This window comes from Bizionia saleffrena (assembly GCF_008086175.1).
GTDB classification, from domain to species: domain Bacteria; phylum Bacteroidota; class Bacteroidia; order Flavobacteriales; family Flavobacteriaceae; genus Bizionia; species Bizionia saleffrena.
On record NZ_VSKM01000006.1, the window covers coordinates 66,657 to 91,200 of the forward strand.

The following is a 24,544-nucleotide window of genomic DNA, read 5'->3' on the forward strand; positions in this document are numbered from 1 at the left end:
TCGTTGGGAGCGTTTGTTTTATATTTTGGTTAAATCGTTGTAAATAAATTCATAATTTAAAGTGTTTACTAATTTAGCATTAGAGACTAATTTATAGCTGGAAGAACCGCTTTCGAAATCGGGCGATGGCTTGTCGTAGCTTTTAGCAAGTGCGATATAAAATGAATTGCGTTTTGGGTGCGAACTGCAACAGGCATTAAAAATGGTGTTCCAGCAGTCTTTTTTTATAATCTCTTCAATTATAGCGATGCAATCGTCCCGATGAATAAGATTGACGTAACCCTCAGGGTTCGGCATTTTTTTCGATGCGGATATGAAATTAGCCGGATTACGGTTATAGCCAAAGAGTCCTGAGAACCTAATAATAGTGGTATCGAAATTGGAAGCGTTTAAAAATAATTTTTCAATTTGAGACAACGCGCTATTGTTGGTAGGCGCATTTTCCGTTACCGTCCCATTGGTGTTATCGTAAACCGAGGTCGAGCTGATAAAGATAACGTGTTGTATTGAAGATTTTTCTATTTCATTCACTAAGCGTTCAAAATTAGCGATATTTTTATAAGCGATAGGTAATATTAGAACATTGGCTTTTAGAAAGTTGGACGTGGCTATAGTTTTGTCTTCCAAATTAATTGCATAATGCTTGATATTATTCTTCTCAAATTCAACGGCATTTTCGATTGATCTATTGGACGCTTTCACCGAATAGGATGCGCTCAATTTAAAAGCTAGCGGTTTACCTAACCAGCCACAGCCTAAAATACTTATGGTTTTAGTCATATATAATTAATTGGAAAAGAAAGACATTACAAAACGATGTAAGAATTATAAAAATAGCCATAGATGAGCCTAGACTCTGTGCGACTTACAACTCTTTATTTAAATTTTGAGACGGAGGTTTATTGCCCGTAAATCTTAAAATAACATACCCTAAAAACCCAGCTATTAAGGAACCAATAATAATACCTACTTTAACTGAGTTTATATTAGAAAGATCGTCGCTAAAGGCTAAGTTTCCAATAAAAATAGACATAGTAAACCCAACACCTGCAATACAAGCAATTCCTAGAATTTGCGCAAATTTAACACCTTCCGGTAGCCGCGTTATTTTTAGTTTTATTCCTAAGTAAGAGAATAATGCCACACCAATAAATTTTCCAAGGAATAAAGAAATTGCGATATTTGAGAGGAGCGAGAAATTAAAGTTATAACTGGTATTAATGACGACTCCGGCATTAGCAAAAGCAAATATAGGAAGAATAAAATAAGCGGTTAGATTATGTAATCTCTGTTCTAAATCTTGCAAAGGAGAACGCACTGCTTCGGTTAAATTGTCTAAGTCATCAATGTGATTAATTTCATCATTTGAGAGTAAGTGTTTTTCTTTCCCATCAGATTGCCTTACGATTTTCTCGGAGATCGAAGACAGGTTTTCAGCGTAAAGACTTAAATTAATTCGCCTTTTAATAGGAATTGTAAATGCTAATAGAACACCTGCTATGGTTGGATGAATCCCAGATTTAAGGAATAAAAACCAAATAACGACGGCAAGGACTAAACCAATACCAAGGGAATATTTTTTTTTGTTATAAAAGGCGGCTAAAATACCAATAAGAATTAGACCGTAAATAATGTATTCCCAATTAATATTAGAACTATAAAAAACGGCAATAACCAATACTGCGGCGATATCATCTATAATGGCAAAAGCGGTTAAGAATATTTTTAAACTTAAAGGTACACGCTTCCCTAAAGTGCTCAAAATAGCCAAAGCAAAAGCGATATCGGTAGCCATCGGTATACCCCAAGCTTTTGTCGTTGTTACGTCTTGATTTAAGGTTAAGTATAAAATAACCGGAATTATCATACCCCCTAATGCCGCAACAAAAGGGAACGCTGCTTTTTTTATCGTGTTAATTTCTCCAATAAGTAACTCTCGTTTAAGCTCTAAACCAATTAAGAAAAAGAAAATGGCCATTAAACCATCATTGATCCAGAGATGTAATGGTTTTTTAAGCTCAAAATCTTCAAAAGATATTCCTAATTTATATTCCCAAAGATGCGTGTAACTGTCTACGAAAGGTGAATTGGCCCAAATAAGGGCAATAATAGTTGCGCTAAATAGCAGTATACCTGCTAAACTCTCGGTCTTAACAAATTTCTGAATTGGCGATAGGATAATTCTTTTAATCATTAATTAATACAGTTATGAAGTTACATCACGTTTTTTTGAATGAAAACAGTATTAACTTGAGTTCACTACGAAAATAACTGTATTTTTTAAGATTACTATTCTGCCTAATGTTAATTATACATTAAAAAAGCCTTCTTTTTTAAGCTCTTCAATTTCTTTAGCATTAAAATGATGCGCAATAGCTTCCATTCTATCCAAATTAGTTTTACGTGTGTACACCCAATTATATAACTTACCGATGATGCGTTTATAGTGAAACCATTTACCATCAGGGTTTAGGGCTTCATCATATCTAAAAGCTTTCCATCTCATTATTTTATCTTCGGTCGTTTCTGGTTTGGTCCATTTTCTACGGTCTCCAAACTTCTCTTTCCAAACCTCATTCAACTCTTTCTTAGTATCTTTCTTAAGAATTGTTTTCTTAGGAAGTATGTAAGAATTGAAACGGGTGATGTATTGTTGTTTAACAGGGTTTTCGTTTTCTCTAAGTTCTTTAATATATCGCATTAAAAAATCTTCGGGATCTTTACTGTGCATTTTAAAATCGAGACCTAAATCTTCAATTTTTTTAATTAACTCGGGTTTACTTTTGCGTTTAGCACCAGTAAGAAAAGTTCCTAGATTTCTGTCTTTATACTTAAATCTATGGTTTACTTGAATTTTAACGCCGTTAGCTATGGCTTCCTCTAGTAGGTTTAGCCAATCTTGTTCTGAAGATACTTTTGCTCTTTTCATAAATAGACAATGGTTAATTAATTTAACTGACTCGTATTTTAAGACGAATATTGCCCTTGATTAAATTGTTTTATAATAAAAAATAAAAAAAAGTATATAAAGGGATAATACTTTTAAACATCCTACAAAAGTAAACTTTTATTTTATAGTATGTTAACTTGATGGTTTTTAATTTTTTGTTAAAAAATAACAAATGATATTGTTTTATTCTATAAAACGTATAAAACACACTTTTTTTGGCAATGAAATCGTATTATTCGTAAAATGTTTTAAAACATTGTTTAATATAACTAAAATTAAACAAAAAAACTATGTAAAATTAATTACACAGTTCTTTTTTATATAAAATTAATAAGCCAATTATTTCTTTTTTTGTTGCCCCTTTATAGACGACTCTTCAATATCGAATTTATTTGTTTCAATATCTGTATTTCCTGTTGGGTTCGTCGGATTTGATTGCTTCTTTGTCGTTTTAAATTTTCTTTTATCTTCAATAGCCCCCATAATTTCTAAGTTTTTTAATTGTTATACATCAAAGCTACATATTAGAGAAATAAAAATGTATTAAAATAGTCATAAAACGGAGACAGAAACTGTTAAGACCTGTTAATTATTCTTTTTTGGTTAATGAGAATAAGTCTTTTCTACGATCTTTAAGGTTTTTAACGCTGCCATGTTTGTTTAAGTTTCGTAATAAATCGATATCAACGTCGGCAATTAAAATCATTTCCGTGTTTGTGGTAGCCTCAGCTTTTATTCCATTTAAAGGAAAAGCAAAATCACATGGCGTTAAAACAGCCGACTGTGCAAACTGGATGTCCATATTTTCTACTTTAGGTAAATTACCAACACTTCCTGCAATGGCTACATAACATTCGTTTTCTATCGCTCTAGCTTGCGCACAATGTCTTACTCTAGAATAGCCATTTTGCGTATCGGTTAAGAACGGAACAAACAGAATGTCCATTCCTTCATCGGCCAACAAGCGGCTAAGTTCAGGAAACTCAGAATCGTAGCATATTAATACCCCTATTTTTCCGCAATCGGTATCGAATGTTTGAAGTTTGTTTCCGCCGACCATTCCCCATACTTTAACTTCGTCTGGGGTAACGTGTAGTTTTTCGTAACGTTCTAAACTTCCGTCACGGCGACATAAATAACCAACATTATATAACTTTTCGTTTACCATTTCTGGCATACTACCGGTAATAATATTTATATTATAAGAAATCGCTAATTGGGAGAAGCGCGAGACAATTTCTTGGGTGTGTTTTGCTAATTCTCTAACGGCATCTGGTGTAGACAAATTATTGTGATCGGCCATTAGCGGCGCGTTAAAAAACTCTGGAAACACGGCAAAGTCACTGCGGTAACCAGAAACAGCATCCACAAAAAATTCTGCTTGTTGCATTAATTCGTCCAAATCTTTATACAAACGCATCTGCCATTGTATTAAACCTAAACGAACTACCGTTTTTATTGTACTGGCTTTTTTGTTCTCTTTTTCGTAATAGATATTATCCCATTCTAATAAAATAGCATAATCTCCAGATGATTTATCGCCTTTTAAATAATTTTTTAAAACGCGTGTAGGATGAAAATCGTTCGAAATCTGAAAGTTTAGAACGGGATCGTTAATTTCTTTACTTTTAACCTTATCTAAATATTGTTTTGGTGTTAACGTATCTGAATACTTGTGAAAGTTTGGGATACGTCCGCCAAAGGCCAAACCACGAAGGTTGGAGCGCTCGCAAAGTTCTTTTCTATAATCGTATAAACGGCGCCCTAAACGTAAACCTCTAAATCGTGGTCTTATAAAAACATCTATACCATAAATAACATCGCCATCTGGTTTATGCGTAGTAAAGGTGTCGTTTCCTGTAATATCTTTATAAGTATGGTGATTGTCTAATTTGTTATAATCGACAATAATGGACAAGGCACAACCCGCAATTTGATTATTGATTTTTATAACGACTTGCCCTTCCGGATATATATCTATTAATTTTTGAATGTGATGTTCTTTCCAAAAGGCGTCTGGCATTGTAGAATAAGATTCAATCATCGCTTCCTTAAGCTCTTGGTAATCTTCTATTTTTAAATATTCTAATTCTATATTTTCTATGTCTTCCATTTTAGTACGATTAATGTAAAATTGTATTTACAAAAGTATCTATATTTTTAATACCATTAGCAGAGAGGTGTTTAATAAATGCTGAACCAATTATTGCGCCTTTTGTATGTTGGGTTGCTTGCTTAAAAGTCTCTTGATTTGAGATACCGAAACCTACAATTTGTGGTGCTTGAAGTTCCATATTCGCCACCCGTTTAAAGTAATCGGTTTGTTCTGTTTGAAAGCCAGAGCTACTACCGGTAACACTAGCACTACTTACCATATAAATAAACCCTTCGGAAATAGAATCGATATAACGAATACGCTCTTGTGAGGTTTGAGGCGTAATTAAAAACACATTGATTATACCATATTTTTTGAAGAGGTGTTTATAGTTTTCATCGTACACATCAACAGGTAAATCGGGAATAATTAAACCGTCGATACCCACTTCTTGACACGCTTTACAAAAGGCTTCGACACCATATTGAAGAATAGGGTTGAAGTAGCCCATAATAATTAAAGGAATTGAAACGGACGCTCGAATAGATTGTAATTGTTGAAACAAAAGCTCTGAAGTCATGCCGTTTTTTAACGCCTGCGTAGAACTTTCTTGAATTGTGGGGCCATCGGCTAAAGGATCGCTGAAGGGTAATCCAATCTCGATCATATCTACACCATTGCTCTCTAGTTCTTGAATGATTTCTACGGTATCGTTAACCGAAGGATATCCTGCCGAAAAGTAAATGGATAATAATTTTTTGTCTTCCTTTAATTTTGTCTGTATTCTATTCATTTGTAAAGCCAAAAAAGCTGGGTTTTAATTATTCAATGAAATATATCGTGTGTTATTATTTGCGTTAAGGATTGATGCGACATCCTTTTTTTTGATTGTATTTTGATTTGTTTTTAGCTGAGAAATAGAATTAATAGTCAAAAAAACCATTTTAAAGAAACCAAAAAAAAGATATAGCGGAAAGCCTGACCCTTTGGGTAACGCCATTATAGTAACACTTAAAGATATTATAACTTAAAATGTTTACTATACGTGTCTAAATCTTTATCACCGCGACCCGATAAACTCAGCACAATAACGTCGTCTGTTTTAAAGGTTTTTTGCTTAAATACGGCAAGTGCGTGCGAACTTTCAATGGCCGGAATTATACCTTCGAGCATACTTAATTCTAGTCCGGCTTCCATTGCTTGGTCGTCTGTAATTGCTATAAATTCTGCGCGTTTGGTTTTATACAAATTAGCGTGCATTGGGCCAACACCAGGATAATCTAATCCTGCAGAAATAGAGTAAGGCTCGGTTATTTGTCCGTCGGGTGTTTGCATTAACAGTGTTTTACTACCGTGAATAATACCTTCTTTACCTAAAATAGAGGTGGCGGCACTTTCGCCCGAATGGACACCTAAACCAGCGGCTTCGGCGGCAATTAATTTAACCTTTGGTGTATCGAGGTAATGATAGAAAGCACCCGCTGCATTACTCCCGCCTCCAACACAAGCGATAACATAATCGGGGTCTTTTCGGCCTTCTTTCTCTTGTAATTGCCATTGCATTTCCTCGGAAACGACGGCTTGAAAACGCGCCACCATATCTGGGTACGGATGCGGCCCTACAACGCTACCAATAATATAATAGGTATTTACGGGGTTATTAATCCAATCTCTAATGGCTTCGTTTGTCGCGTCCTTTAACGTTTTGCTACCCGAATTTGCAGGAATAACGGTGGCGCCTAACATTTTCATTCTGGCGACGTTTGGTGCTTGGCGTTCAATATCGACCGCCCCCATATACACAATGCATTCTAACCCCATTAATGCACAAACGGTAGCGGTGGCAACACCGTGTTGTCCAGCCCCAGTTTCGGCAATAATACGTTTTTTGCCCAAGCGTTGCGCCATTAAAATTTGGCCAATAGTATTATTGATTTTATGCGCACCGGTATGGTTTAAATCTTCGCGTTTTAAGTAGATTTTGGTGTTGTATTTTTCTGAAAGTCGCTTGGCAAAATATAAGGGCGACGGACGCCCAACATAATCTTTTAATAAAGCGTTAAAAGCGTTAATAAATGAAGGTTCGGTCATTACTTTTAAATAGTTTTGACGTAATTCTTCGACGTTTGGATAGAGCATTTCTGGAATGTATGCGCCACCGAAATCGCCGTAATAACCTTTGCTGTTTACATTATAGGACATAACCGTTTTTTATAAGTTGGTATTTAAAATCGTTTAGTTTTTTAATGTCTTTAAAGCCTGAAGTCGATTCGAATTTACTGTTTAAATCTACTGTACAGCACAAGTCTGATTCTGGTCGTTTTAGGAATAATAGAAAGTCTTCTAATTCTTCCATACCGATACCGCCACTTAAAAAGTACGATTTACTCGATGTGTATTTTTTTAAAACATTCCAGTTAAACGTGTAACCGTTTCCACCGGGTTCCTTACCTTTTGTATCGAACATGTAGTAATCGCAAACGTCTTCGTAAGGTTCTAAAACCTTAAAATCGAAATGATTTTTTATAGAAAATACTTTTATAACAATAACGCCAAACGCACGCACTTCTGCACAGAATTCGGGCGATTCGTTACCGTGTAATTGTACACCTTGTAAGTGGTGTTTTTCTATGTTACCGACTATAAAATCTAATTTTGCATTAACAAAAACACCTATTTTTTTGATGTCTTCAGAAATTTCTGGACATTCAGAATTAAAATATCTCGGCGATTTTTCGTAAAAAATAAACCCCATATAATCTGGTTTCACATCGCTAGCCACATCCAAAATGTTACTTTCAGATTTCATTCCGCAAACTTTTAATTTCATCTGTATATTTTTATTGTTGTTATTTTTTTAGTTGATTGATAAATGCTTTGGCACTTTGGCCAGCGTTATCGGTTTTCATAAAATGCTCTCCTATTAAAAAACCTTTATAACCAAATGGCTGAAGGGTTTTTACGGCGTCGATAGAACTAATGCCACTTTCAGAAATTTTAACAAATTCTTCAGGAATCAAAGAACTTAACGTTTTACTAGTTTCTAAACTCACAGTAAAGGTGTTTAAATCTCTATTATTAACACCGATAATGTCGATGCTCGGAAGTAAAGATTTATCAAGTTCTTGGGCGTTGTGTATTTCCAGTAAAACATCTAGACCTAATTGCTTTGCAAAAGTAGAGAAATGTTGAATCTCTTTGGGTGTTAAAATAGCGGCAATTAACAATATGGCATCTGCACCGTGCGCTTTAGCTTCAGTAATTTGATAAGTATCGATAATAAACTCTTTACGTAAAATGGGTAAGTTACAGCACGCACGTGCCACGATTAAATCGTCTAACGAGCCACCAAAATATTTAGCATCTGTAAGAACAGAGAGTCCGCTTGCACCTGCATTTTCATAACCTTTGGCCACTTCGCACACTGTGAAGTTTTGATTAATAATATTTTTTGAAGGCGATCGGCGCTTATGCTCTGCGATGATACCAATAGCACTACTTCTAAGACTAAGCGCTAACGACAATGTTTTGCGATTAAACAGTACAGAACGTTCCAATTGTGAGACTGGAATTAGCGACTTGCGGAGATCGACCTCTTGCCTTTTATCGGCTACAATACGTAATAATATATTCATTTTATTAAGAAATAAAGAGGTTTGGTTAATGACTTAATGCGATTAATTTATTTAAACTCGCTTTGGCTTTTAGCGTAAGTAAAGACTCTTTTGCGAGTTCGAAACCTTCGGCGTGGCTTACCTTTTTTACCATTGCAATGGCTAAGCCGGCATTAGCGCACACCACATTATTTTGTGCTTCTTTTCCGTCTCCGTTTATAATTTTTAAAAATGTTTTAGCGGACGATTTTACGCTTTTTCCACCATATAACGCTGCAGGTTCTATAGGTGAAAGGTTTAAGTCTTTCGGCGTTAAAATAGTTTCAGAATGATTCGTAATTATTTTAGTGTTACCTGTCAACGAAATTTCATCATAACCATCTAAAGCGTGAACAATACTATAATTAATATCGGTATCTTGATAAAGATAGCCATAAATGCGCTGTAATTCTAAGTTGAAAACACCTACCAACTGGTTTTTTGGAAACGACGGGTTTACCATTGGACCTAACATATTAAAAAATGTTTTTAAACCTAAGTCTTGCCTTACCGGTGCCATTTTTTTCATTGCCGGATGAAATAAGGGCGCGTGTAAAAAACAAATATTAGCATCTTCTAAAGATTTTTTTAATGCCGCCGTTTTGTTTGTAAAAGTAATGCCAATGGCCTCCATTACATTTGAAGATCCTGAAGCAGACGAGACGCCGTAATTGCCGTGTTTTGCTACTTGAACACCAGCGCCAGCCGTTATAAAAGTCGCTAGAGTAGAGACATTAAAAGTGTCTTTTGCATCCCCACCAGTACCGCATAAATCTATGGTGTTATAGTCTGATAAATCCACGGGAATACAGAGTTCTAAAAGAGCATCGCGAAACCCTTTAAGTTCATCTATGGTAATACTACGCATCATATATACCGTAACAAATGCGGCAATTTGGGTGTGGTTGTATTTTCCTTTAGAAATATTTACTAATACATTTTGAGCCTCTTCACTAGAAAGAGGTTCTTGGTTAATTAATTTATTTAGTATCGCTTTCATTTTAATTTCGTATCCAATTTTCTAAAATTTGTTTTCCATTTGGTGTTAATACCGATTCTGGGTGGTACTGCACCGCTTTTACGTCGTAAACGTTATGTCTTAATGACATAATTTGTCCGTTCTCGTCTACCGAAGTAACCTCTAAACATTCTGGTAGAGCTTCGTTAACAACCCACGAATGGTAGCGTCCTACACTAAACGTTTTTTCTAATCCAGTAAATAAACTCTCATCGTCGACAATAATCTTTACTGTAGTCGATACACCATGATAAACAGTGTCTAAGTTTATTAAAGTACCGCCAAACACTTCTCCAATGGCTTGCAAGCCTAAACAAACACCTAAAATACTTTTTGTAGGAGCGTAGTGTTTTATAATGGCTTTTAATAATCCGGCTTCTTCCGGAATTCCTGGACCTGGAGATAATACGATTTTATCGAATGCCTCTACAAAATCTAGTGTTAATTTATCGTTTCTTCTTACGGTAACTTTACAATCTAAATCTTCTAAATAATGTACTAAATTGTAAGTAAAGCTGTCGTAATTATCAATTACTAATATGTTTTTCATATATGAGGAGCATCTTTTTTAGATGTCTTTTGCTAATTCTATGGCTTTTGTTAAGGCGCCTAATTTGTTATACACTTCTTGTAATTCATTTTCAGGTTTGGATTTCGAAACTAATCCGGCTCCAGCCTGCCAATGCAGTGTGTGGTTTTTACTTAAGAAGGTTCTTATCATAATTGCGTGATTATAATTGCCGCTAAAATCCATAAACCCTATAGCACCCCCGTAAAAGGCACGACTTGTTTTTTCGTATTTTTCAATAAGCTGCATCGCACTGTGCTTTGGCGCTCCGCTTAATGTTCCGGCAGGAAAAGTATCGGCGACTACCTGCATTGTTTGTGTGTTCTTATTAATTTTACCTGTTACTTTACTTACCAAATGAATAACGTGAGAGAAAAATTGGGCCTCCTTATACGTTTCTACTTTTACCTCGCTGCCGTTTCTACTTAAATCATTTCGTGCCAGGTCTACAAGCATAACGTGTTCTGCATTCTCTTTTTCGTCTTCGGCGAGCTGTTTTGCCAATTCGGTATCTTGCGTATCGTTACCAGTGCGTTTAAATGTACCGGCAATAGGATGTATTTCGGCCCAACCATCAGAAACGACTAATTGTGCTTCTGGTGAACTACCAAAGATTTTAAAATCACCATAATCGAAATAAAATAAATAAGGCGACGGATTGACGCTTCTTAGTGCGCGGTACACATTAAATTCATCGCCTTTAAAATCTTGAGAGAATTTTTTAGATAATACCAATTGAAACACATCGCCTCGAGCACAGTGTTTTTTAGCTAATTCTACTTGATCTTTATATTCTTTATCTGTTAAATTGGATGAAATGTCAGAGTTTGTTGAAAAATCGTAAGAGGCAAAGTTTTTCGATTTTATAAGTTGAAGAATTTCGTCGATATTATTTTCTGTATCGTGGCAATGCGCAAAAATATAAGCCTCGTTTTTAAAGTGGTCTATCGCTATAATATTTTGGTATACCGCATAATAAATATCAGGAATATCTATAGAATTAGGTTTTTTTGAAATCTCAATGTCTTCAAAATATTTTACCGCATCGTAAGCAGTATAGCCAAAAATACCGTTGTTTATAAACTTAAATTCGTTGTTAGAAGAAACCTTGAAACGTTTCGTGAATTTATGAATTTTCTCTGCGACATTTTTGGTTTTATTAACCATTTCACTGCCATCGGGAAAGGTTTGTACAATTCTTTTGCTATCAATTTTTATAGAGGCAATCGGGTTAAAACAGATGTACGAAAAACTATTATCACTAGCGTGATAATCGCTACTTTCTAACAAAATACTGTTCGGATATTTATCTCTTATTTTAAGATAAATACTTACAGGAGTAATGGTGTCTGCAAGTATTTTTTTATAGTGGGTATACAGGCTAAAGGTTTTCATTGTTTAAGTTTTTTAAATAAAAAAAAGGCTTGTCGTGAACGACAAGCCTTTTTCAATATATTTTAATTTAAATATTACGAATAGGGTTATTTCACGATTGTTAATTTTCGAGAATTCCACCACCAAGTATTATTTAAAATTGTATTCATTGTATTTTGTAATAGTTGACAAATATATAAATGAAAAATTAAATTTTCCTATAATTATATGTTAAAACACAATTTATTTTCAATCTTTATCTGTTTTCTAATTTTTGATGATAAGAATTTAGATTTTTATTTATGTTGACTAAAAAATTAAGAGTGAAAATAAGATAAATATATTAGAGTAGTTAAGAAGATGGATGTAAGTTTTTTTAGGGGTAGATTTTTTGCTGTTCTTTTTTAATAAAAAATATTTTTTTCTGAAGAAGGAAAAAGCAAAACCTTAACTTTGCCGTCTAAAACAATTATAATGGCAGATTTAACGCAAGAACTTTGGGCAAACAAGTTAAAAAATGATGATAATTCAGTCCTTTTAGATGTGCGAACAGAAGAGGAGTTTGGCGAAGGGAATATCCCGAATGCTTTAAATATAAATATTTTTAAGGGGCAGGCATTTGTTTACGAATTAGAAGAACTCGATAAAAGCAAAAATTATTATGTGTATTGTCGATCTGGAGGAAGAAGCGGGCAGGCTTGCGAGATAATGAACGATATGGGGTTTGAGAACGCCTATAACCTTATGGGTGGTTTTTCTGAATGGACTGGAGATAAACAATTTTAAGTGTAATTATAAATCTATATAGTAATGAAAAAAATAATTTTAATTTTTGCCGTAGCATTGGCGTCACTAAGTTGTGAAAATAATTCTGAAGGTGTAATCACAGAGGTGAGCCCTGAGGAAATTGATTTAATTCTAGACCTAGAAAAAGTGCAATTAATAGATGTAAGAACCGCTGAAGAATTTGATCTTGGACATATTATTAATGCTCAAAATATCAATATTAATTCGGATTCTTTTGATGCGGATATCGAGTTGTTAGACAAAGAGCAACCGGTAGTGCTGTATTGTAAATCGGGGAACAGAAGTGCAATGTGTGCTAAAAAAATGAAAGACGCGGGGTTTAAAAAAATATATGATTTAAAAGAAGGTTTTTCTAAATGGAAACACATCGATTTAAATACAACTACTAATAAAAATATATAGACGTAATAGTTTTTTGCCTTATAACGAGGCTTTTTATTGATTATCTCTATTGAAATAATCGCTTAGTTTCGTGTTAAACAAAATTAAGCGATTATTTTTTTTGTACATTTGTTACTAACTATGAAAAAAATAGGTCATAAAATATTCGCAACGATGCTGGCTTTTGTAGTGTTATTCTCTACATTGTCCTTTACTATCGATATGCATTTTTGTGGCGGCTCGTTAGTAGATACTGCTATTTTTCAAAAAGCAAAGACGTGCCAAATGTCAATGCAAACAACGAGTAAAAATACTGAATGCTCTGCAGTAAAAAAGAATTGCTGTAACGATGAGCAATTGGTAGTGGATGGACAAGACGAATTGCATCAAAATAGCCATCACATTTCATTCGGCCAACAACTGTTTGTAACCGCATTCGTTTATACGTATAGCTCTCTTTTTGAAACCATAAACAAAGAAGAAACTAATTATCAAGATTACCGATCACCACTCGTCGTTCAAGAACTCTACAAGCTAGACGAGACTTACCTCATTTAATTTTTAAACAATAATCTATAGTATCCTGCGAAGTTATTTTGCGAGGAGAATATGCTGTATTCGGTGTTTTCTACACCTATGTTTCATTGTTTAAATAAATAAATCAGATGCTAAATAAAAGCATAAAATTTTTAATAGAAAATAAGCTGGTTGCCGTTTTATTACTCGTCCTTTTTATAGGTTGGGGAACTATAAACGCACCCTTTAATTGGGATACGGGCTTTCTGCCTAGTAATCCTGTCGCTGTAGATGCTATTCCCGATATTGGCGAAAACCAGCAGATTGTTTATACCGTATGGAACGGACAATCGCCTCAAGATATCGAGGATCAAATTACCTATCCGTTAACAAGTGCGTTGTTAGGTATCCCGGGGGTAAAAACAGTGCGAAGTTCTTCGATGTTTGGGGCGTCTAGTATATATCTCATTTTTGAAGAAGATATAGAGTTTTACTGGAGCCGTAGTCGTATTCTAGAAAAGCTGAATTCCTTACCGAAGAACTTGTTACCTGAAGGCGTTAATCCAGCATTGGGGCCAGATGCAACAGGTTTAGGGCAGATCTTTTGGTATACGCTTGAAGGTCGCGATACCAAAGGAAATGTAACTGGTGGTTGGGATTTACACGAATTGCGTAGTATACAAGATTACTATGTAAAATTTGGGTTATCGTCGGCAAGTGGGGTGTCTGAGGTCGCGTCTATTGGCGGGTATACCCAAGAATATCAAATTGATGTGAACCCCGAATTAATGCGCCAGTATAACATTGGTTTAAATGCCGTGGTAAAAGCGGTCAAAGAAAGTAATAAAGAGATTGGCGCTCAAACATTAGAAATTAATAACGCCGAGTATTTAGTGCGGGGCTTAGGTTACGTAAAATCGATAGCCGATATAGAAAACACAGTAGTGACTTCCAAAGACTTTACTGCCATTACAGTAAAAGATATCGCTAAAGTATCTTTAGGGCCCGCAGAGAGACGTGGGTTATTAGACAAAGAAGGAGCTGAGGTTGTTGGTGGGGTGGTTGTCGCTCGATACGGTGCGAATCCGTTGGAAGTGATTACCAATGTTAAAACCAAAATTAATGAGTTAAGTACAGGGTTGCCGTCTAAAGTTTTAAGCGACGGAAGAACATCGCAACTCACAATTGTTCCTTTTTACGATCGTTCGGAATTGATTCAAGAAACGCTCGGTACACTAAATGAGGCGCTCGCTTTAGAAATTTTAATTACAGTACTTGTTATTGTTATAATGGTGTTTAATTTAAGAGCTTCAGTTTTAATTTCAGGCTTATTGCCAGTCGCGATATTAATGGTTTTTATCGCTATGAAACTCTTTAATGTCGACGCGAATATTGTCGCATTGTCAGGAATTGCTATCGCCATTGGTACAATGGTGGACGTCGGTGTTATTTTATCTGAAAATATTATTAGGCATCTTGACGAGCATAAAGCCAAATCTGAGATAGCAGAAAATGCAGGGCAATCTGCACCTAAAAATCGTTCCATAAATCAGGTGGTATACAAAGCAACAACCGAAGTTTCTGGTGCAATTGTTACCGCGGTTATGACTACGATTATTAGTTTTATCCCTGTATTTACTATGATTGGGGCTGAAGGTAAGTTGTTTAGACCCTTAGCATTCACAAAAACATTTGCACTAACAACCTCGTTAATTGTGGCGCTGTTTTTAATTCCGCCGTTCGCAGCATTCTTATTCCGTAAGAAAACGATGAAACGAACAACGCGTTTTATTACTAATTATATACTGATTCTAATTGGTCTCATCGGCCTCTTTTATGGGTTTTGGCTCGGTCTTTTAGTGATTGCGTTTGCTGCTATTTCTATGTGCCGATTAATAGACTATTTGCCTTTTGGACCGCTGCCCAAAGCAGAAGGCCTCTTATCGGCCCTAGCGGTTGTGATTCTATTAACCGACTATTGGAGACCACTAGGGATTCATAATAATATTTTCTTTAATTTTATTTTTGTTAGTGTTATTTGCTTCGGATTATTGGGCGTTTTTATAGGATTTAGAACCTATTATTCGCGCATTTTAAGATGGTGTTTAGATCATAAATTATTGTTTTTATCATTACCCTTAGGACTTGTTATTTTTGGTTTTTTAGTCTTCAAAAATACCGAAAAAGAGTTTATGCCCTCTTTAAATGAGGGGTCGTTTTTATTAATGCCAACGTCCTTACCGCATTCAGGAATTGAAGAAAATAAACGTGTCTTGCAGCAATTGGATATGGCGGTCGCGAGTATACCTGAAATTGAAACAGTGGTTGGAAAAGCAGGGCGTACCGAATCGGCTTTAGATCCTGCGCCGTTATCGATGTATGAAAATATTATTCAATATAAATCGGAATATTTGTTGAATAGTGACGGCGACCCGCAACGCTTTCGAGTAAATAAAAAGGGTGAGTTTGTGTTAAAAAACGATTCTGTTTTAGCTAAAACTGAAGCACATTCGTGGCAAATTTCCACATTAAATAAACAATTAATACCCGACGAAGATGGTGAGTATCTTAGAAACTGGCGACCAGAAATAAATTCTCCTGACGATATTTGGAACGAAATTTCGAGAGTTACTAAATTACCGGGTGTTACGTCTGCACCTAAATTGCAACCTATAGAAACGCGTTTAATTATGTTGCAAACAGGAATGCGAGCGCCAATGGGAATTAAAGTAAAAGGACAAGATTTAAAAGAAATTGAAGCTTTTGGTGTGCAGTTAGAAAATCTTTTAAAACAAGTAGAAGGGGTGAAAACCGAAGCTGTATTTGCCGATAGAATTGTAGGCAAGCCGTACTTGCTTATCGATATTAATCGCCAAAATATTGCACGCTACGGTATTAGCATTCAAGCCGTGCAGGAGGTGTTGCAGGTTGCTGTTGGCGGTAAGGTTTTAACGCAAACAGTAGAAGGTCGTGAACGTTACGGTATTCGTGTGCGGTATCCCCGAGAATTGCGTGCCAATCCTTCCGATTTGGAACAACTTTACATTCCTGTGGGAAACGGAAGTTCTGTGCCGTTAAGTGAATTAGTAACTATTCGGTACGAGCAAGGGCCACAAATGATAAAAAGTGAAGATACCTTTTTAGTGGGGTATGTGCTATTCGATAAATTATCAAGTTTTGCCGAAATGACAGTGGTCGATAATGCGATAAATTTTATACAAGAAAAAATTGATGCTGGCGAATTAATCGTACCCAAAGGCATCAGTTATCAGTTTACTGGAACCTACGAAAATCAAGTACGTGCCGAAAAAACGTTAGCGGTCGTTGTGCCATTAGCGTTAGCAATAATCTTTTTAATTCTTTATTTTCAATTTCGCTCTGTAGCCACATCATTAATGGTGTTTACTGGAATTGCGGTTGCATTTGCGGGTGGTTTTATTATGATTGGGTTATATAGTCAAGAGTGGTTTTTAAATATTACCATTTTTGGGGAAAATTTACGCGACGTTTTTCAAATTCAAACCATTAATTTAAGTGTCGCTGTTTGGGTTGGATTTATAGCCTTGTTTGGTATTGCAACCGATGATGGCGTGGTAATGGCGACTTATTTAACACAAACTTTCGAGCGTAATACACCAGAAACAAAAGCTGCTATTCGTGCATCTGTGTTAGAAGCAGGAGAGAAACGTATTCGTCCGTGTTTAATGACAACGGCAACCACCATATTAGCGTTGTTACCGGTATTAACGTCGACAGGGCGCGGTAGTGATATTATGATTCCGATGGCAATTCCAAGTTTTGGCGGTATGTTAGTCGCTTTAATTACCTTATTTGTAGTGCCTGTTTTATTTAGTTGGAGAGCAGAGCGTAAGATAAAGGATATAGCGCCAACAAAAATTCAAACTAATTCTCGCTTATCATAATCGTTTAAAACCTATACAAATGAATTCAAATAAATACAAACAAACGGCGAAGCGCATTGGTTTTAAGACTTTTAAAATGATGGTATTTTGTGCTTTGTTTTTCGGATTTCAAAATGCAGTATTCTCACAAGAATTGGGTAGTTTAATAAAAGAAGGGTTGCATAATAATCCGGAGGTTCAAAAATTCGAATTGCAGTACCGTATTGCTTCAGAAAAGGTAAATGAAGTCAATACAATCCCTAATACGGAATTTGGCGCAGGGTATTTTGTAAGTGAACCCGAAACCAGAACGGGCCCACAGAAATTTAAATTGTCGGTAAAACAAATGATACCGTGGTTTGGAACGCTTACGGCACGAGAGAATTATGTTAGCGCTTTAGCCGAAGCTAAATATCAAGACATCGCCATCTTAAAACGACAATTGGCAGCTTCCATTTCGAATGCCTATTACGTGTTATATCAAAATAAAGAAACACAATTGGTGTTTGAAGAGACGATTCAGCTTTTAAAAACTTACGAAAAGTTGGCGTTAACCGGTATTGAATCGGGAAAAGCATCGGTGGTAGATGTGCTGCGCCTACAAGTGCGACAAAATGAATTAGAGCAAGAGTTGCATGTCCTTCAAATTAATTATTTATCAGAGCAAAGTGTGTTGAATCTTCAGTTAAATAGAGGTAAAAATACGCCGATAACTATTGAAACGACTTTCGAAATCCCTGAGAATGAGTTGGTGTTTAATAGTGAGAACTTACAAGTGCACCCAGAGCTAATCAAATATGATAAATTGTATGAATCGGTGAGTCAGTTAGAGCTCCTAAATCAGAAGGAAAAAGCGCCCGCAATAGGTTTTGGGTTAGATTATATAAACGTGTCCAAAAATCCAGATATGACGTTTGCCGATAACGGTAAAGACATTATTATGCCAATGGTAACCGTGTCTATTCCCATTTTTAATAAAAAGTTTGGATCTGTAACGAAGCAAAACCAATGGGAACAAGAGCGCATAGAATTTGAGAAAACCAATAAATTTAATACATTACAGACGGTTTTGGATAAAGCTATAAAACAAAAAAATGTAGCGCGTGTTCGTTATACTATGCTTTTAAAAAACAGCAATCAAACTAAAAAAGCAGAAACGATTTTATTAAAAACTTACGAGACGGGAACGTTAGATTTTACTGCGGTTTTAGAGGTTCAGGAATTGCTGTTAAAATTTCAAACCAATACCATTGAAAGCATCAAAAATTACTGTGTACAAGCGTCAATTATTAACTATCTAACACAATAGAAAATGCACGAAATTTATACGATTAAAAATATGGTTTGTGATCGGTGTATTGCTTCGGTGTTAACTATTTTCGAGGGTGAAGGATTTACCGTAGAGTCTATCGAATTAGGTCAGGTTAATGTGGTTAAAACTGAAAAGAGTAATCAAGAATGTAATTTAGAATCACTAAGCATTCAACTTAAAAAGAATGGTTTCGAAATCATAAAAAATGACAAAGACACCCTTGTTGAAAAACTTAAAATTGAACTTATAAATGCTATTGAAGCAGGACGAACCGAACAATTGTCTCAAGATCTTGCTTTGCGTTTTGGTAAAAGTTACTCGGTATTAAGTAAATTATTTAGTAAAACTGAAGGGGTAACTTTAGAAAAATACAGTATTCAGCTTAAAATTGAAAAAGTAAAGGAACTCATTCAATTGGGGCAACTTAATTTTTCTGAAATCGCGTATTCACTAAATTACAAAACAAGCAGTCATTTGGCGCGACAATTTAAAATGGTTACTGGAGTATCGATGACAGAATATAAAAATGCTAAAGAATGGAACCGAAAAACCATAGACAAAATTATATAAATAAGTAACCGAATTGTGAAAACTAAAATGCGTATTTAGCTTTATATTTACGGGCATAGTATTAAAAAAGAGACTAATGGAACAAATATATAAAATAAAAGGAATGACGTGCAATGGTTGTCGCGGTCATGTCGAAAAAACGCTTTCGCAAGTGAGCGGTGTTCTTTCTGCACGTGTAGATTTGGACGCTGCCGAAGCAACAATAGAATCAGAAGACGGCATCGCTATGTCAGTTTTAAAAGATGCTTTGGAAAATGATGGCGGTCGCTACCAGATTTATAATCAGGAAGAATCTATTCCCGAATCCAAACCTAAAGAAGAACCAAAAGGTCAGGGGACAGGTGTTTTTTATTGCCCGATGCATTGCGAAGGCGATAAAGAATACGACGCGCCGGGAGATTGCCCAGTCTGTGGAATGGATTTAGTAGAAGAGCAAAACCTAAAGGCCATTCAATCTGAAAAATGGACGTGCCCAATGCATCCCGAAGTTGTAAAAGATGAATCTGGTGATTGCCCAATCTGCGGAATGGATCTCGTCCCTTTGAAACCCTCATTATCGGCCGAAGAAAAGACGTATAAAAAGCTGATGCACAAATTTTGGTTATCATTAGGGTTTACATTGCCCATTTTTATAATTGCAATGAGCGAGATGATTCCTAACAATCCATTGTATTCTATTTTAGATCAGAAGTATTGGAACTGGGTGCAATTAGGACTGTCTATTCCTGTGGTTTTTTATGCGACGTGGATGTTTTTTGAACGCGCTTATAGAAGTATAAAAACGTGGAATCTTAATATGTTTACCCTTATCGGTATTGGCGCTGGGGTGGCTTGGTTATTTAGTGTCTTCGGATTGTTTTTTCCAGATTTCTTTCCAGCTCAGTTTAAAACCGAAATGGGAGCTGTTCACGTGTATTTTGAAGCGGCCACGGTTATTTTAACCTTAGTGTTAATGGGGCAAGTTTTAGAAGCGCGAGCACACAGTAAAACTAACGACGCAGTAAAAGAATTATTAAAATTAGCACCCAATAAAGCACTTCGTGTTGTAAATGGCGACACCGAAGAAGTAGCGATCGATAGCATTAAAAAGGGTGATATATTAAAAGTAAAACCAGGCGATAAAATCCCTGTCGATGGTATTATTACTGAAGGACAAAGTACTATCGATGAATCTATGATAACTGGAGAACCAATGCCAGTAAGTAAAGCGGTTAGTGATACGGTGAGTAGTGGCACCATTAACGGGAATCAGTCCTTTTTAATGCGCGCAGAAAAAGTAGGTTCTGAAACCTTACTATCGCAAATAGTGAAAATGGTAAACGATGCCAGCCGAAGTCGTGCGCCTATCCAAAAGTTAGCCGACACGGTTTCTGGCTATTTTGTACCGACCGTAGTTGCAATTTCTCTACTAACTTTTGCCGCTTGGGCAATTTGGGGACCAGAACCCGCTTATGTTTTTGCGTTAGTTAATGCCATTGCGGTATTAATTATTGCATGCCCGTGTGCTTTAGGTCTGGCAACGCCTATGTCGATAATGGTTGGGGTTGGTAAAGGTGCTCAAAATGGTGTACTAATAAAAAATGCCGAATCCTTAGAGTTAATGGACAAGGTAAATGTGTTGATTATAGACAAAACAGGAACCATTACCGAAGGGAAGCCAACGGTTGAGGAAATTGGTGTTTTTAATGCTGAAAATACTGAGTATTCTGAAGTTGAGGTACTTCAGTTTATAGCGTCTTTAAATAGTTCTAGCGAGCACCCGCTTGGTGAAGCGACAGTAACTTATGGTAAGGAGAAAGGCGTAGAAATATTAGATGTCAAACAGTTTATTGCGGTGACAGGAAAAGGTGTGGAAGGAACTGTCAATGATTTAAAAGTGGCTTTAGGGAACGCTAAAATGATGGATTATGCTAAGGCAACTATCAATAAGGAAATGACCAAAACGGTTACAGCGCTTCAAGAGCAAGGAAAAACGGTGTCCTATTTATCGGTAAATGAAAAAGTAGTAGGTTATGTTGTAATTAGCGATAAAATTAAAGCGACAAGTGCCAAAGCTATTCAAGAATTACAAGCGAAAGGTATCGCGGTGATTATGTTAACGGGTGATAACGAAAATACAGCGAAGGCAGTTGCAGAAACGTTGCAATTATCGAGTTATAAGGCCGGAATGTTACCGGAAAATAAATTAGAAGAAGTTCGGAAACTTCAAGAGCAAGGTGAAATTGTAGCGATGGCAGGCGATGGTATTAACGATGCGCCAGCATTAGCAAAAAGTAATGTGGGCATCGCAATGGGTACAGGGACCGATGTGGCTATAGAAAGCGCAATGATTACTTTAGTAAAAGGCGATTTGCAGGGCATAGTGAAAGCGAGACACTTAAGCGATGCGGTAATGAAAAATATTAAACAAAACCTGTTTTTTGCTTTAATTTATAACACGTTGGGAGTCCCTATAGCAGCAGGACTTTTATATCCGTTTTTCGGCATATTATTGTCACCAATGATAGCAGCATTAGCAATGAGCTTTAGTTCGGTGTCTGTTATTACAAATGCGTTGCGATTAAAATCAATAAAAATCTAAAACCAATCAATTATGGAAAATTCAAAAAAAAGTAATAAGTATACCAAATTCTTTTTAATGTTAGGCGCTTCTTTTGTGGCGATGTATGTTACTATGTATCTTAATACATACGCGATAGACCACGTTTATTTTAGCTTAACGCGTTTTTACATGACCTGTTTGGGTATCTCGGCAATGGCGGTGATTATGTTGCTATTTATGCTGGGTATGTACCAAAATAAAAAGAAGAACATCGCTATTATATTAGGGAGTGTGCTCTTGTTTATGGGCGCCTTAGGATTAGTGCGTGCTCAAAAACCTATTATAGGCGATGTGTTATGGCTTCGCGCAATGATACCACACCATTCCATTGCGATATTAACTAGTGAAAGAGCAGATATAAAAGATCCGGAAGTAAAAGAATTAGCTAATGCTATAATTGCAGCACAACGCAAAGAAATTGGTGAGATGAAGGCGATGATAAAACGATTAGAAAATGAAAAATAATAAAATAATTATGTATGCGGTTTTTCTAACTATTGGCGTATCCATTGGTTGGTTTGTTTTTGGTGGCGACTCTAATAAAGAAATAGAACATAATCACGAAGAGGTTGCCGAGAGCAAGAAAATGTGGACCTGTTCTATGCATCCACAAATAATGCAATCGGAGCCTGGCGATTGTCCGATTTGCGGTATGGATTTAATTCCGGCCGCAAGTAGTAGTGAAGGTCTTGCGGCCAACGCTTTTAAGTTAACTCCAAATGCTATGGCATTAGCGAATATACAAACGCGTCGGGTAGGTAAAGCCGAGGGTGATGCTGAAAATAGACTTGTGCTTTCGGGTAAAATTGCTCAAAATGAAGAAGAAAATAAAGTGCAAGCCAGTTATTTTTCGGGACGGATAGAGCGATTAAATGTGAGTTATACGGGAGAAGAAATACGAAAGGGACAGATTTTAGCGACTTTGTATTCTCCTGAGTTATATGCGGCTCAGCAAGAGTTGATTACGACAGCGTCGTTAAAGAAAACGCAGCCTGATTTGTATCAGGCGGTTCGTAATAAATTGAAGCTATGGAAACTTTCTGAAACTCAAATTCAACAAATTGAAAGTTCTGGAATAGTAAAAGAATATGTGCCTATTTATGCTACGGTTTCAGGAACAGTAACCGAAAAATTGGTTAACCAAGGGGATTACGTGAAACAAGGACAGCCACTATTAAAAGTTACCAATTTAAATACGGTTTGGGCACAATTTGATGTGTACGAAAATCAAATCAATTTAATAAAAAATAAGCAAACGGTTATGGTATCGGCAAATGCGTATCCTAATAAAGAAGTAGAAGCGGTTGTAGATTTTATTTCACCAACCTTAAATACGACAACGCGTACGACTACTTTGCGTGTGGTTTTAAAAAATAAAGAAGGGGTTTTTAAACCTGGTATGTTTGTATCGGCAACCGTGAATGTGAATTCTGATCGTATTAATCAAGAGTTAAAAATACCGGCGTCGGCGGTAATGTGGACGGGGAAACGTTCTGTGATTTATGTAAAAAAAGATGAAAATACTCCTGTTTTCGAAATGCGTGAAGTTACTTTAGGGCATCGTGTGGGAGAATCTTATGTTATTTTAGAGGGCTTAACTAAAGGTGAAGAGATTGTGGTTAACGGCACATTTACCGTTGATGCGGCAGCACAATTACGAGGTAAGAAATCGATGATGAATGCTTCAAATACATCAAATACTTCAGTAGTTGCTAATACTGAGCCAAAACTTGAGGTTGTGAAACGCTTAAAAGCATCAAAAGTATTTCAGCAACAGCTAAAAACGGTGTATGATTCGTATATACAAGTAAAAGATGCTTTAGCAGAGGATAATGTTGCGGTGGCAAGAGACTTTTCCGAAGTGTTATTAAAAAAAGTAAATAATCTGGCTTTAAAAGAATTAGAAACTACTGAAGCCAAAGCAGCTGGAGAACCTATAATAAGGACGTTGTTTGAAAGTACAAAAAACTTAGCCGAAACACAAACGATTGCAGGTCAGCGAGAGGTATTTCAGAGGGTGTCTTTACAATTGGCCACTGCAATAAAACTTTTTGGAATTAATGAAGAGGTCTTTAATTTACATTGCCCGATGGCGAATAACGATAATGGTGCGTATTGGTTAAGTACAAGTAAACACGTGTTAAACCCTTATTTTGGTGCGGCGATGTTAAAATGTGGAGAAGTAAAAGATAGTATTGAGTAAAACGGAATAAATAGTAATAACTTTAAATTTTAAAACGATGAAAAAAACAATGTTAAGTGCAGCAGTACTAATGATGATAGCTTTTACAAGCTGTAAAAATGAAGCGAAAATAGACACCGAGGTAACGACCACGCCAGAAACAGAAATAGCGACTACGGGAGCAGAAGATTTAGCGATGGTGGAAACTACTTTTGGAGTGCGCGGTAACTGCGGAATGTGTAAAGAAACGATTGAAAAAGCGGCAAAAAGTGTAGCGGGCGTTTCTAGTGCCGATTGGAATGTGGACTCTAAAACAATGGCCGTGGCTTTTGATGAAAAAGCGACCGATGAAATGGCTATTCATACTGCTATTGCAAATTCGGGTTACGATACGGAACAAGTGGCTGGTAATGAGGAGGCTTACAATGAATTACCAGGATGTTGTAAATATGATCACGCAATGGAAATGAACCAATCTGGTACAAAAATGTAATTTTAGAGTTACAAATTATGCTAAATACCAATAGAATTTGTTTTATAATGGTTAACTTTATCCTGGAGTAATTAAAAGGTGACTGTGATAATTGTCACCTTTTTTTACAATTAGAGTCCTT

22 protein-coding genes are annotated in these 24,544 nt (G+C 36.0%); 10 read left to right on the top strand and 12 right to left on the bottom strand.

From position 1 onward, the window contains the following. Nucleotides 1-18: 18 nt before the first annotated feature. The 12 genes from ES676_RS07105 to ES676_RS07155 all read right to left on the bottom strand — a co-directional run bounded on the left by ES676_RS07105 (nt 19) and on the right by ES676_RS07155 (nt 11,679). Nucleotides 19-780 (bottom strand): Rossmann-fold NAD(P)-binding domain-containing protein, encoded by a 762-nt coding sequence (locus ES676_RS07105; RefSeq protein WP_148369633.1) that lies wholly within the window; start codon nt 778-780, stop codon nt 19-21. 85 nt (nt 781-865) lie between these two features. Beyond that, nucleotides 866-2,194: a Na+/H+ antiporter NhaA gene (nhaA, locus tag ES676_RS07110; RefSeq protein ID WP_148369634.1), complete on the bottom strand. Its 1,329-nt coding sequence runs from the start codon at nt 2,192-2,194 to the stop codon at nt 866-868. A gap of 114 nt (nt 2,195-2,308) precedes the next feature. Continuing rightward, nucleotides 2,309-2,929 (bottom strand): hypothetical protein, encoded by a 621-nt coding sequence (locus ES676_RS07115; RefSeq protein WP_148369635.1) that lies wholly within the window; start codon nt 2,927-2,929, stop codon nt 2,309-2,311. A 360-nt stretch (nt 2,930-3,289) separates the two neighbouring features. After that, nucleotides 3,290-3,433, bottom strand: a complete 144-nt coding sequence (locus tag ES676_RS14695; RefSeq protein ID WP_170234434.1) for a hypothetical protein — start codon at nt 3,431-3,433, stop codon at nt 3,290-3,292. A 106-nt stretch (nt 3,434-3,539) separates the two neighbouring features. Beyond that, nucleotides 3,540-5,063 (bottom strand): carbon-nitrogen hydrolase family protein, encoded by a 1,524-nt coding sequence (locus tag ES676_RS07120; protein ID WP_148369636.1) that lies wholly within the window; start codon nt 5,061-5,063, stop codon nt 3,540-3,542. Nucleotides 5,064-5,073: 10 nt separating this feature from the next. Beyond that, a complete protein-coding gene (trpA, locus tag ES676_RS07125) occupies nt 5,074-5,838 on the bottom strand; it encodes a tryptophan synthase subunit alpha (protein ID WP_148369752.1) in 765 nt (254 codons plus the stop codon). A gap of 227 nt (nt 5,839-6,065) precedes the next feature. Beyond that, the gene (trpB, locus tag ES676_RS07130; protein ID WP_148369637.1) at nt 6,066-7,247 is read right to left on the bottom strand and encodes a tryptophan synthase subunit beta; all 1,182 of its coding nucleotides are present in this window, start codon (nt 7,245-7,247) and stop codon (nt 6,066-6,068) included. Further along, a complete protein-coding gene (locus tag ES676_RS07135) occupies nt 7,237-7,875 on the bottom strand; it encodes a phosphoribosylanthranilate isomerase (RefSeq protein WP_148369638.1) in 639 nt (212 codons plus the stop codon). The genes trpB and ES676_RS07135 overlap by 11 nt, the downstream gene beginning before the upstream one ends. Nucleotides 7,876-7,894: 19 nt before the next feature. Next, nucleotides 7,895-8,680 (bottom strand): indole-3-glycerol phosphate synthase TrpC, encoded by a 786-nt coding sequence (trpC, locus tag ES676_RS07140; RefSeq protein ID WP_148369639.1) that lies wholly within the window; start codon nt 8,678-8,680, stop codon nt 7,895-7,897. 25 nt (nt 8,681-8,705) lie between these two features. Next, nucleotides 8,706-9,698 (bottom strand): anthranilate phosphoribosyltransferase, encoded by a 993-nt coding sequence (gene trpD / locus ES676_RS07145; RefSeq protein ID WP_148369640.1) that lies wholly within the window; start codon nt 9,696-9,698, stop codon nt 8,706-8,708. A 1-nt stretch (nt 9,699) separates the two neighbouring features. Further along, on the bottom strand, nt 9,700-10,266 hold the full coding sequence (locus ES676_RS07150; RefSeq protein WP_148369641.1) for an anthranilate synthase component II: 567 nt from the start codon (nt 10,264-10,266) through the stop codon (nt 9,700-9,702). An 18-nt stretch (nt 10,267-10,284) separates the two neighbouring features. After that, on the bottom strand, nt 10,285-11,679 hold the full coding sequence (locus ES676_RS07155; RefSeq protein ID WP_148369642.1) for an anthranilate synthase component I family protein: 1,395 nt from the start codon (nt 11,677-11,679) through the stop codon (nt 10,285-10,287). 453 nt (nt 11,680-12,132) lie between these two features. On the opposite strand from ES676_RS07155, the gene ES676_RS07160 reads away from it, so the two are divergent. From ES676_RS07160 to ES676_RS07205, 10 genes are all read left to right on the top strand, one after another. Beyond that, complete coding sequence (locus ES676_RS07160) at nt 12,133-12,444, top strand: rhodanese-like domain-containing protein (RefSeq protein ID WP_148369643.1); 312 nt, start codon at nt 12,133-12,135, stop codon at nt 12,442-12,444. Nucleotides 12,445-12,468: 24 nt separating this feature from the next. Next, the gene (locus ES676_RS07165) at nt 12,469-12,867 is read left to right on the top strand and encodes a rhodanese-like domain-containing protein (protein WP_148369644.1); all 399 of its coding nucleotides are present in this window, start codon (nt 12,469-12,471) and stop codon (nt 12,865-12,867) included. Between the two features lie 120 nt (nt 12,868-12,987). After that, complete coding sequence (locus ES676_RS07170) at nt 12,988-13,404, top strand: HYC_CC_PP family protein (protein WP_148369645.1); 417 nt, start codon at nt 12,988-12,990, stop codon at nt 13,402-13,404. 107 nt (nt 13,405-13,511) lie between these two features. Continuing rightward, a complete protein-coding gene (locus ES676_RS07175; protein WP_148369646.1) occupies nt 13,512-17,285 on the top strand; it encodes an efflux RND transporter permease subunit in 3,774 nt (1,257 codons plus the stop codon). A gap of 19 nt (nt 17,286-17,304) precedes the next feature. Then, a complete protein-coding gene (locus ES676_RS07180) occupies nt 17,305-18,573 on the top strand; it encodes a TolC family protein (RefSeq protein ID WP_246130323.1) in 1,269 nt (422 codons plus the stop codon). A gap of 3 nt (nt 18,574-18,576) precedes the next feature. Further along, on the top strand, nt 18,577-19,146 hold the full coding sequence (locus ES676_RS07185; RefSeq protein ID WP_148369647.1) for a helix-turn-helix domain-containing protein: 570 nt from the start codon (nt 18,577-18,579) through the stop codon (nt 19,144-19,146). 76 nt (nt 19,147-19,222) lie between these two features. Next, nucleotides 19,223-21,727, top strand: a complete 2,505-nt coding sequence (locus ES676_RS07190) for a heavy metal translocating P-type ATPase (protein ID WP_148369648.1) — start codon at nt 19,223-19,225, stop codon at nt 21,725-21,727. Nucleotides 21,728-21,739: 12 nt separating this feature from the next. Next, nucleotides 21,740-22,213, top strand: coding sequence for a DUF305 domain-containing protein (locus tag ES676_RS07195; protein ID WP_148369649.1), 474 nt, complete (start codon nt 21,740-21,742; stop codon nt 22,211-22,213). Beyond that, the gene (locus tag ES676_RS07200) at nt 22,203-23,951 is read left to right on the top strand and encodes an efflux RND transporter periplasmic adaptor subunit (protein WP_148369650.1); all 1,749 of its coding nucleotides are present in this window, start codon (nt 22,203-22,205) and stop codon (nt 23,949-23,951) included. The genes ES676_RS07195 and ES676_RS07200 overlap by 11 nt, the downstream gene beginning before the upstream one ends. 37 nt (nt 23,952-23,988) lie before the next feature. Further along, the gene (locus tag ES676_RS07205) at nt 23,989-24,423 is read left to right on the top strand and encodes a heavy-metal-associated domain-containing protein (protein WP_148369651.1); all 435 of its coding nucleotides are present in this window, start codon (nt 23,989-23,991) and stop codon (nt 24,421-24,423) included. The last annotated feature ends 121 nt before the right edge of the window (nt 24,424-24,544 follow it).

What these genes read in the sequence shown, in the direction of transcription:
- ES676_RS07105 (WP_148369633.1), bottom strand. Translation starts at nt 780, where the DNA reads ATGACTAAAACCATAAGTATTTTAGGCTGTGGCTGGTTAGGTAAACCG.
- nhaA (WP_148369634.1), bottom strand. Translation starts at nt 2,194, where the DNA reads ATGATTAAAAGAATTATCCTATCGCCAATTCAGAAATTTGTTAAGACC.
- ES676_RS07115 (WP_148369635.1), bottom strand. Translation starts at nt 2,929, where the DNA reads ATGAAAAGAGCAAAAGTATCTTCAGAACAAGATTGGCTAAACCTACTA.
- ES676_RS14695 (WP_170234434.1), bottom strand. Translation starts at nt 3,433, where the DNA reads ATGGGGGCTATTGAAGATAAAAGAAAATTTAAAACGACAAAGAAGCAA.
- ES676_RS07120 (WP_148369636.1), bottom strand. Translation starts at nt 5,063, where the DNA reads ATGGAAGACATAGAAAATATAGAATTAGAATATTTAAAAATAGAAGAT.
- trpA (WP_148369752.1), bottom strand. Translation starts at nt 5,838, where the DNA reads ATGAATAGAATACAGACAAAATTAAAGGAAGACAAAAAATTATTATCC.
- trpB (WP_148369637.1), bottom strand. Translation starts at nt 7,247, where the DNA reads ATGTCCTATAATGTAAACAGCAAAGGTTATTACGGCGATTTCGGTGGC.
- ES676_RS07135 (WP_148369638.1), bottom strand. Translation starts at nt 7,875, where the DNA reads ATGAAATTAAAAGTTTGCGGAATGAAATCTGAAAGTAACATTTTGGAT.
- trpC (WP_148369639.1), bottom strand. Translation starts at nt 8,680, where the DNA reads ATGAATATATTATTACGTATTGTAGCCGATAAAAGGCAAGAGGTCGAT.
- trpD (WP_148369640.1), bottom strand. Translation starts at nt 9,698, where the DNA reads ATGAAAGCGATACTAAATAAATTAATTAACCAAGAACCTCTTTCTAGT.
- ES676_RS07150 (WP_148369641.1), bottom strand. Translation starts at nt 10,266, where the DNA reads ATGAAAAACATATTAGTAATTGATAATTACGACAGCTTTACTTACAAT.
- ES676_RS07155 (WP_148369642.1), bottom strand. Translation starts at nt 11,679, where the DNA reads ATGAAAACCTTTAGCCTGTATACCCACTATAAAAAAATACTTGCAGAC.
- ES676_RS07160 (WP_148369643.1), top strand. Translation starts at nt 12,133, where the DNA reads ATGGCAGATTTAACGCAAGAACTTTGGGCAAACAAGTTAAAAAATGAT.
- ES676_RS07165 (WP_148369644.1), top strand. Translation starts at nt 12,469, where the DNA reads ATGAAAAAAATAATTTTAATTTTTGCCGTAGCATTGGCGTCACTAAGT.
- ES676_RS07170 (WP_148369645.1), top strand. Translation starts at nt 12,988, where the DNA reads ATGAAAAAAATAGGTCATAAAATATTCGCAACGATGCTGGCTTTTGTA.
- ES676_RS07175 (WP_148369646.1), top strand. Translation starts at nt 13,512, where the DNA reads ATGCTAAATAAAAGCATAAAATTTTTAATAGAAAATAAGCTGGTTGCC.
- ES676_RS07180 (WP_246130323.1), top strand. Translation starts at nt 17,305, where the DNA reads ATGAATTCAAATAAATACAAACAAACGGCGAAGCGCATTGGTTTTAAG.
- ES676_RS07185 (WP_148369647.1), top strand. Translation starts at nt 18,577, where the DNA reads ATGCACGAAATTTATACGATTAAAAATATGGTTTGTGATCGGTGTATT.
- ES676_RS07190 (WP_148369648.1), top strand. Translation starts at nt 19,223, where the DNA reads ATGGAACAAATATATAAAATAAAAGGAATGACGTGCAATGGTTGTCGC.
- ES676_RS07195 (WP_148369649.1), top strand. Translation starts at nt 21,740, where the DNA reads ATGGAAAATTCAAAAAAAAGTAATAAGTATACCAAATTCTTTTTAATG.
- ES676_RS07200 (WP_148369650.1), top strand. Translation starts at nt 22,203, where the DNA reads ATGAAAAATAATAAAATAATTATGTATGCGGTTTTTCTAACTATTGGC.
- ES676_RS07205 (WP_148369651.1), top strand. Translation starts at nt 23,989, where the DNA reads ATGAAAAAAACAATGTTAAGTGCAGCAGTACTAATGATGATAGCTTTT.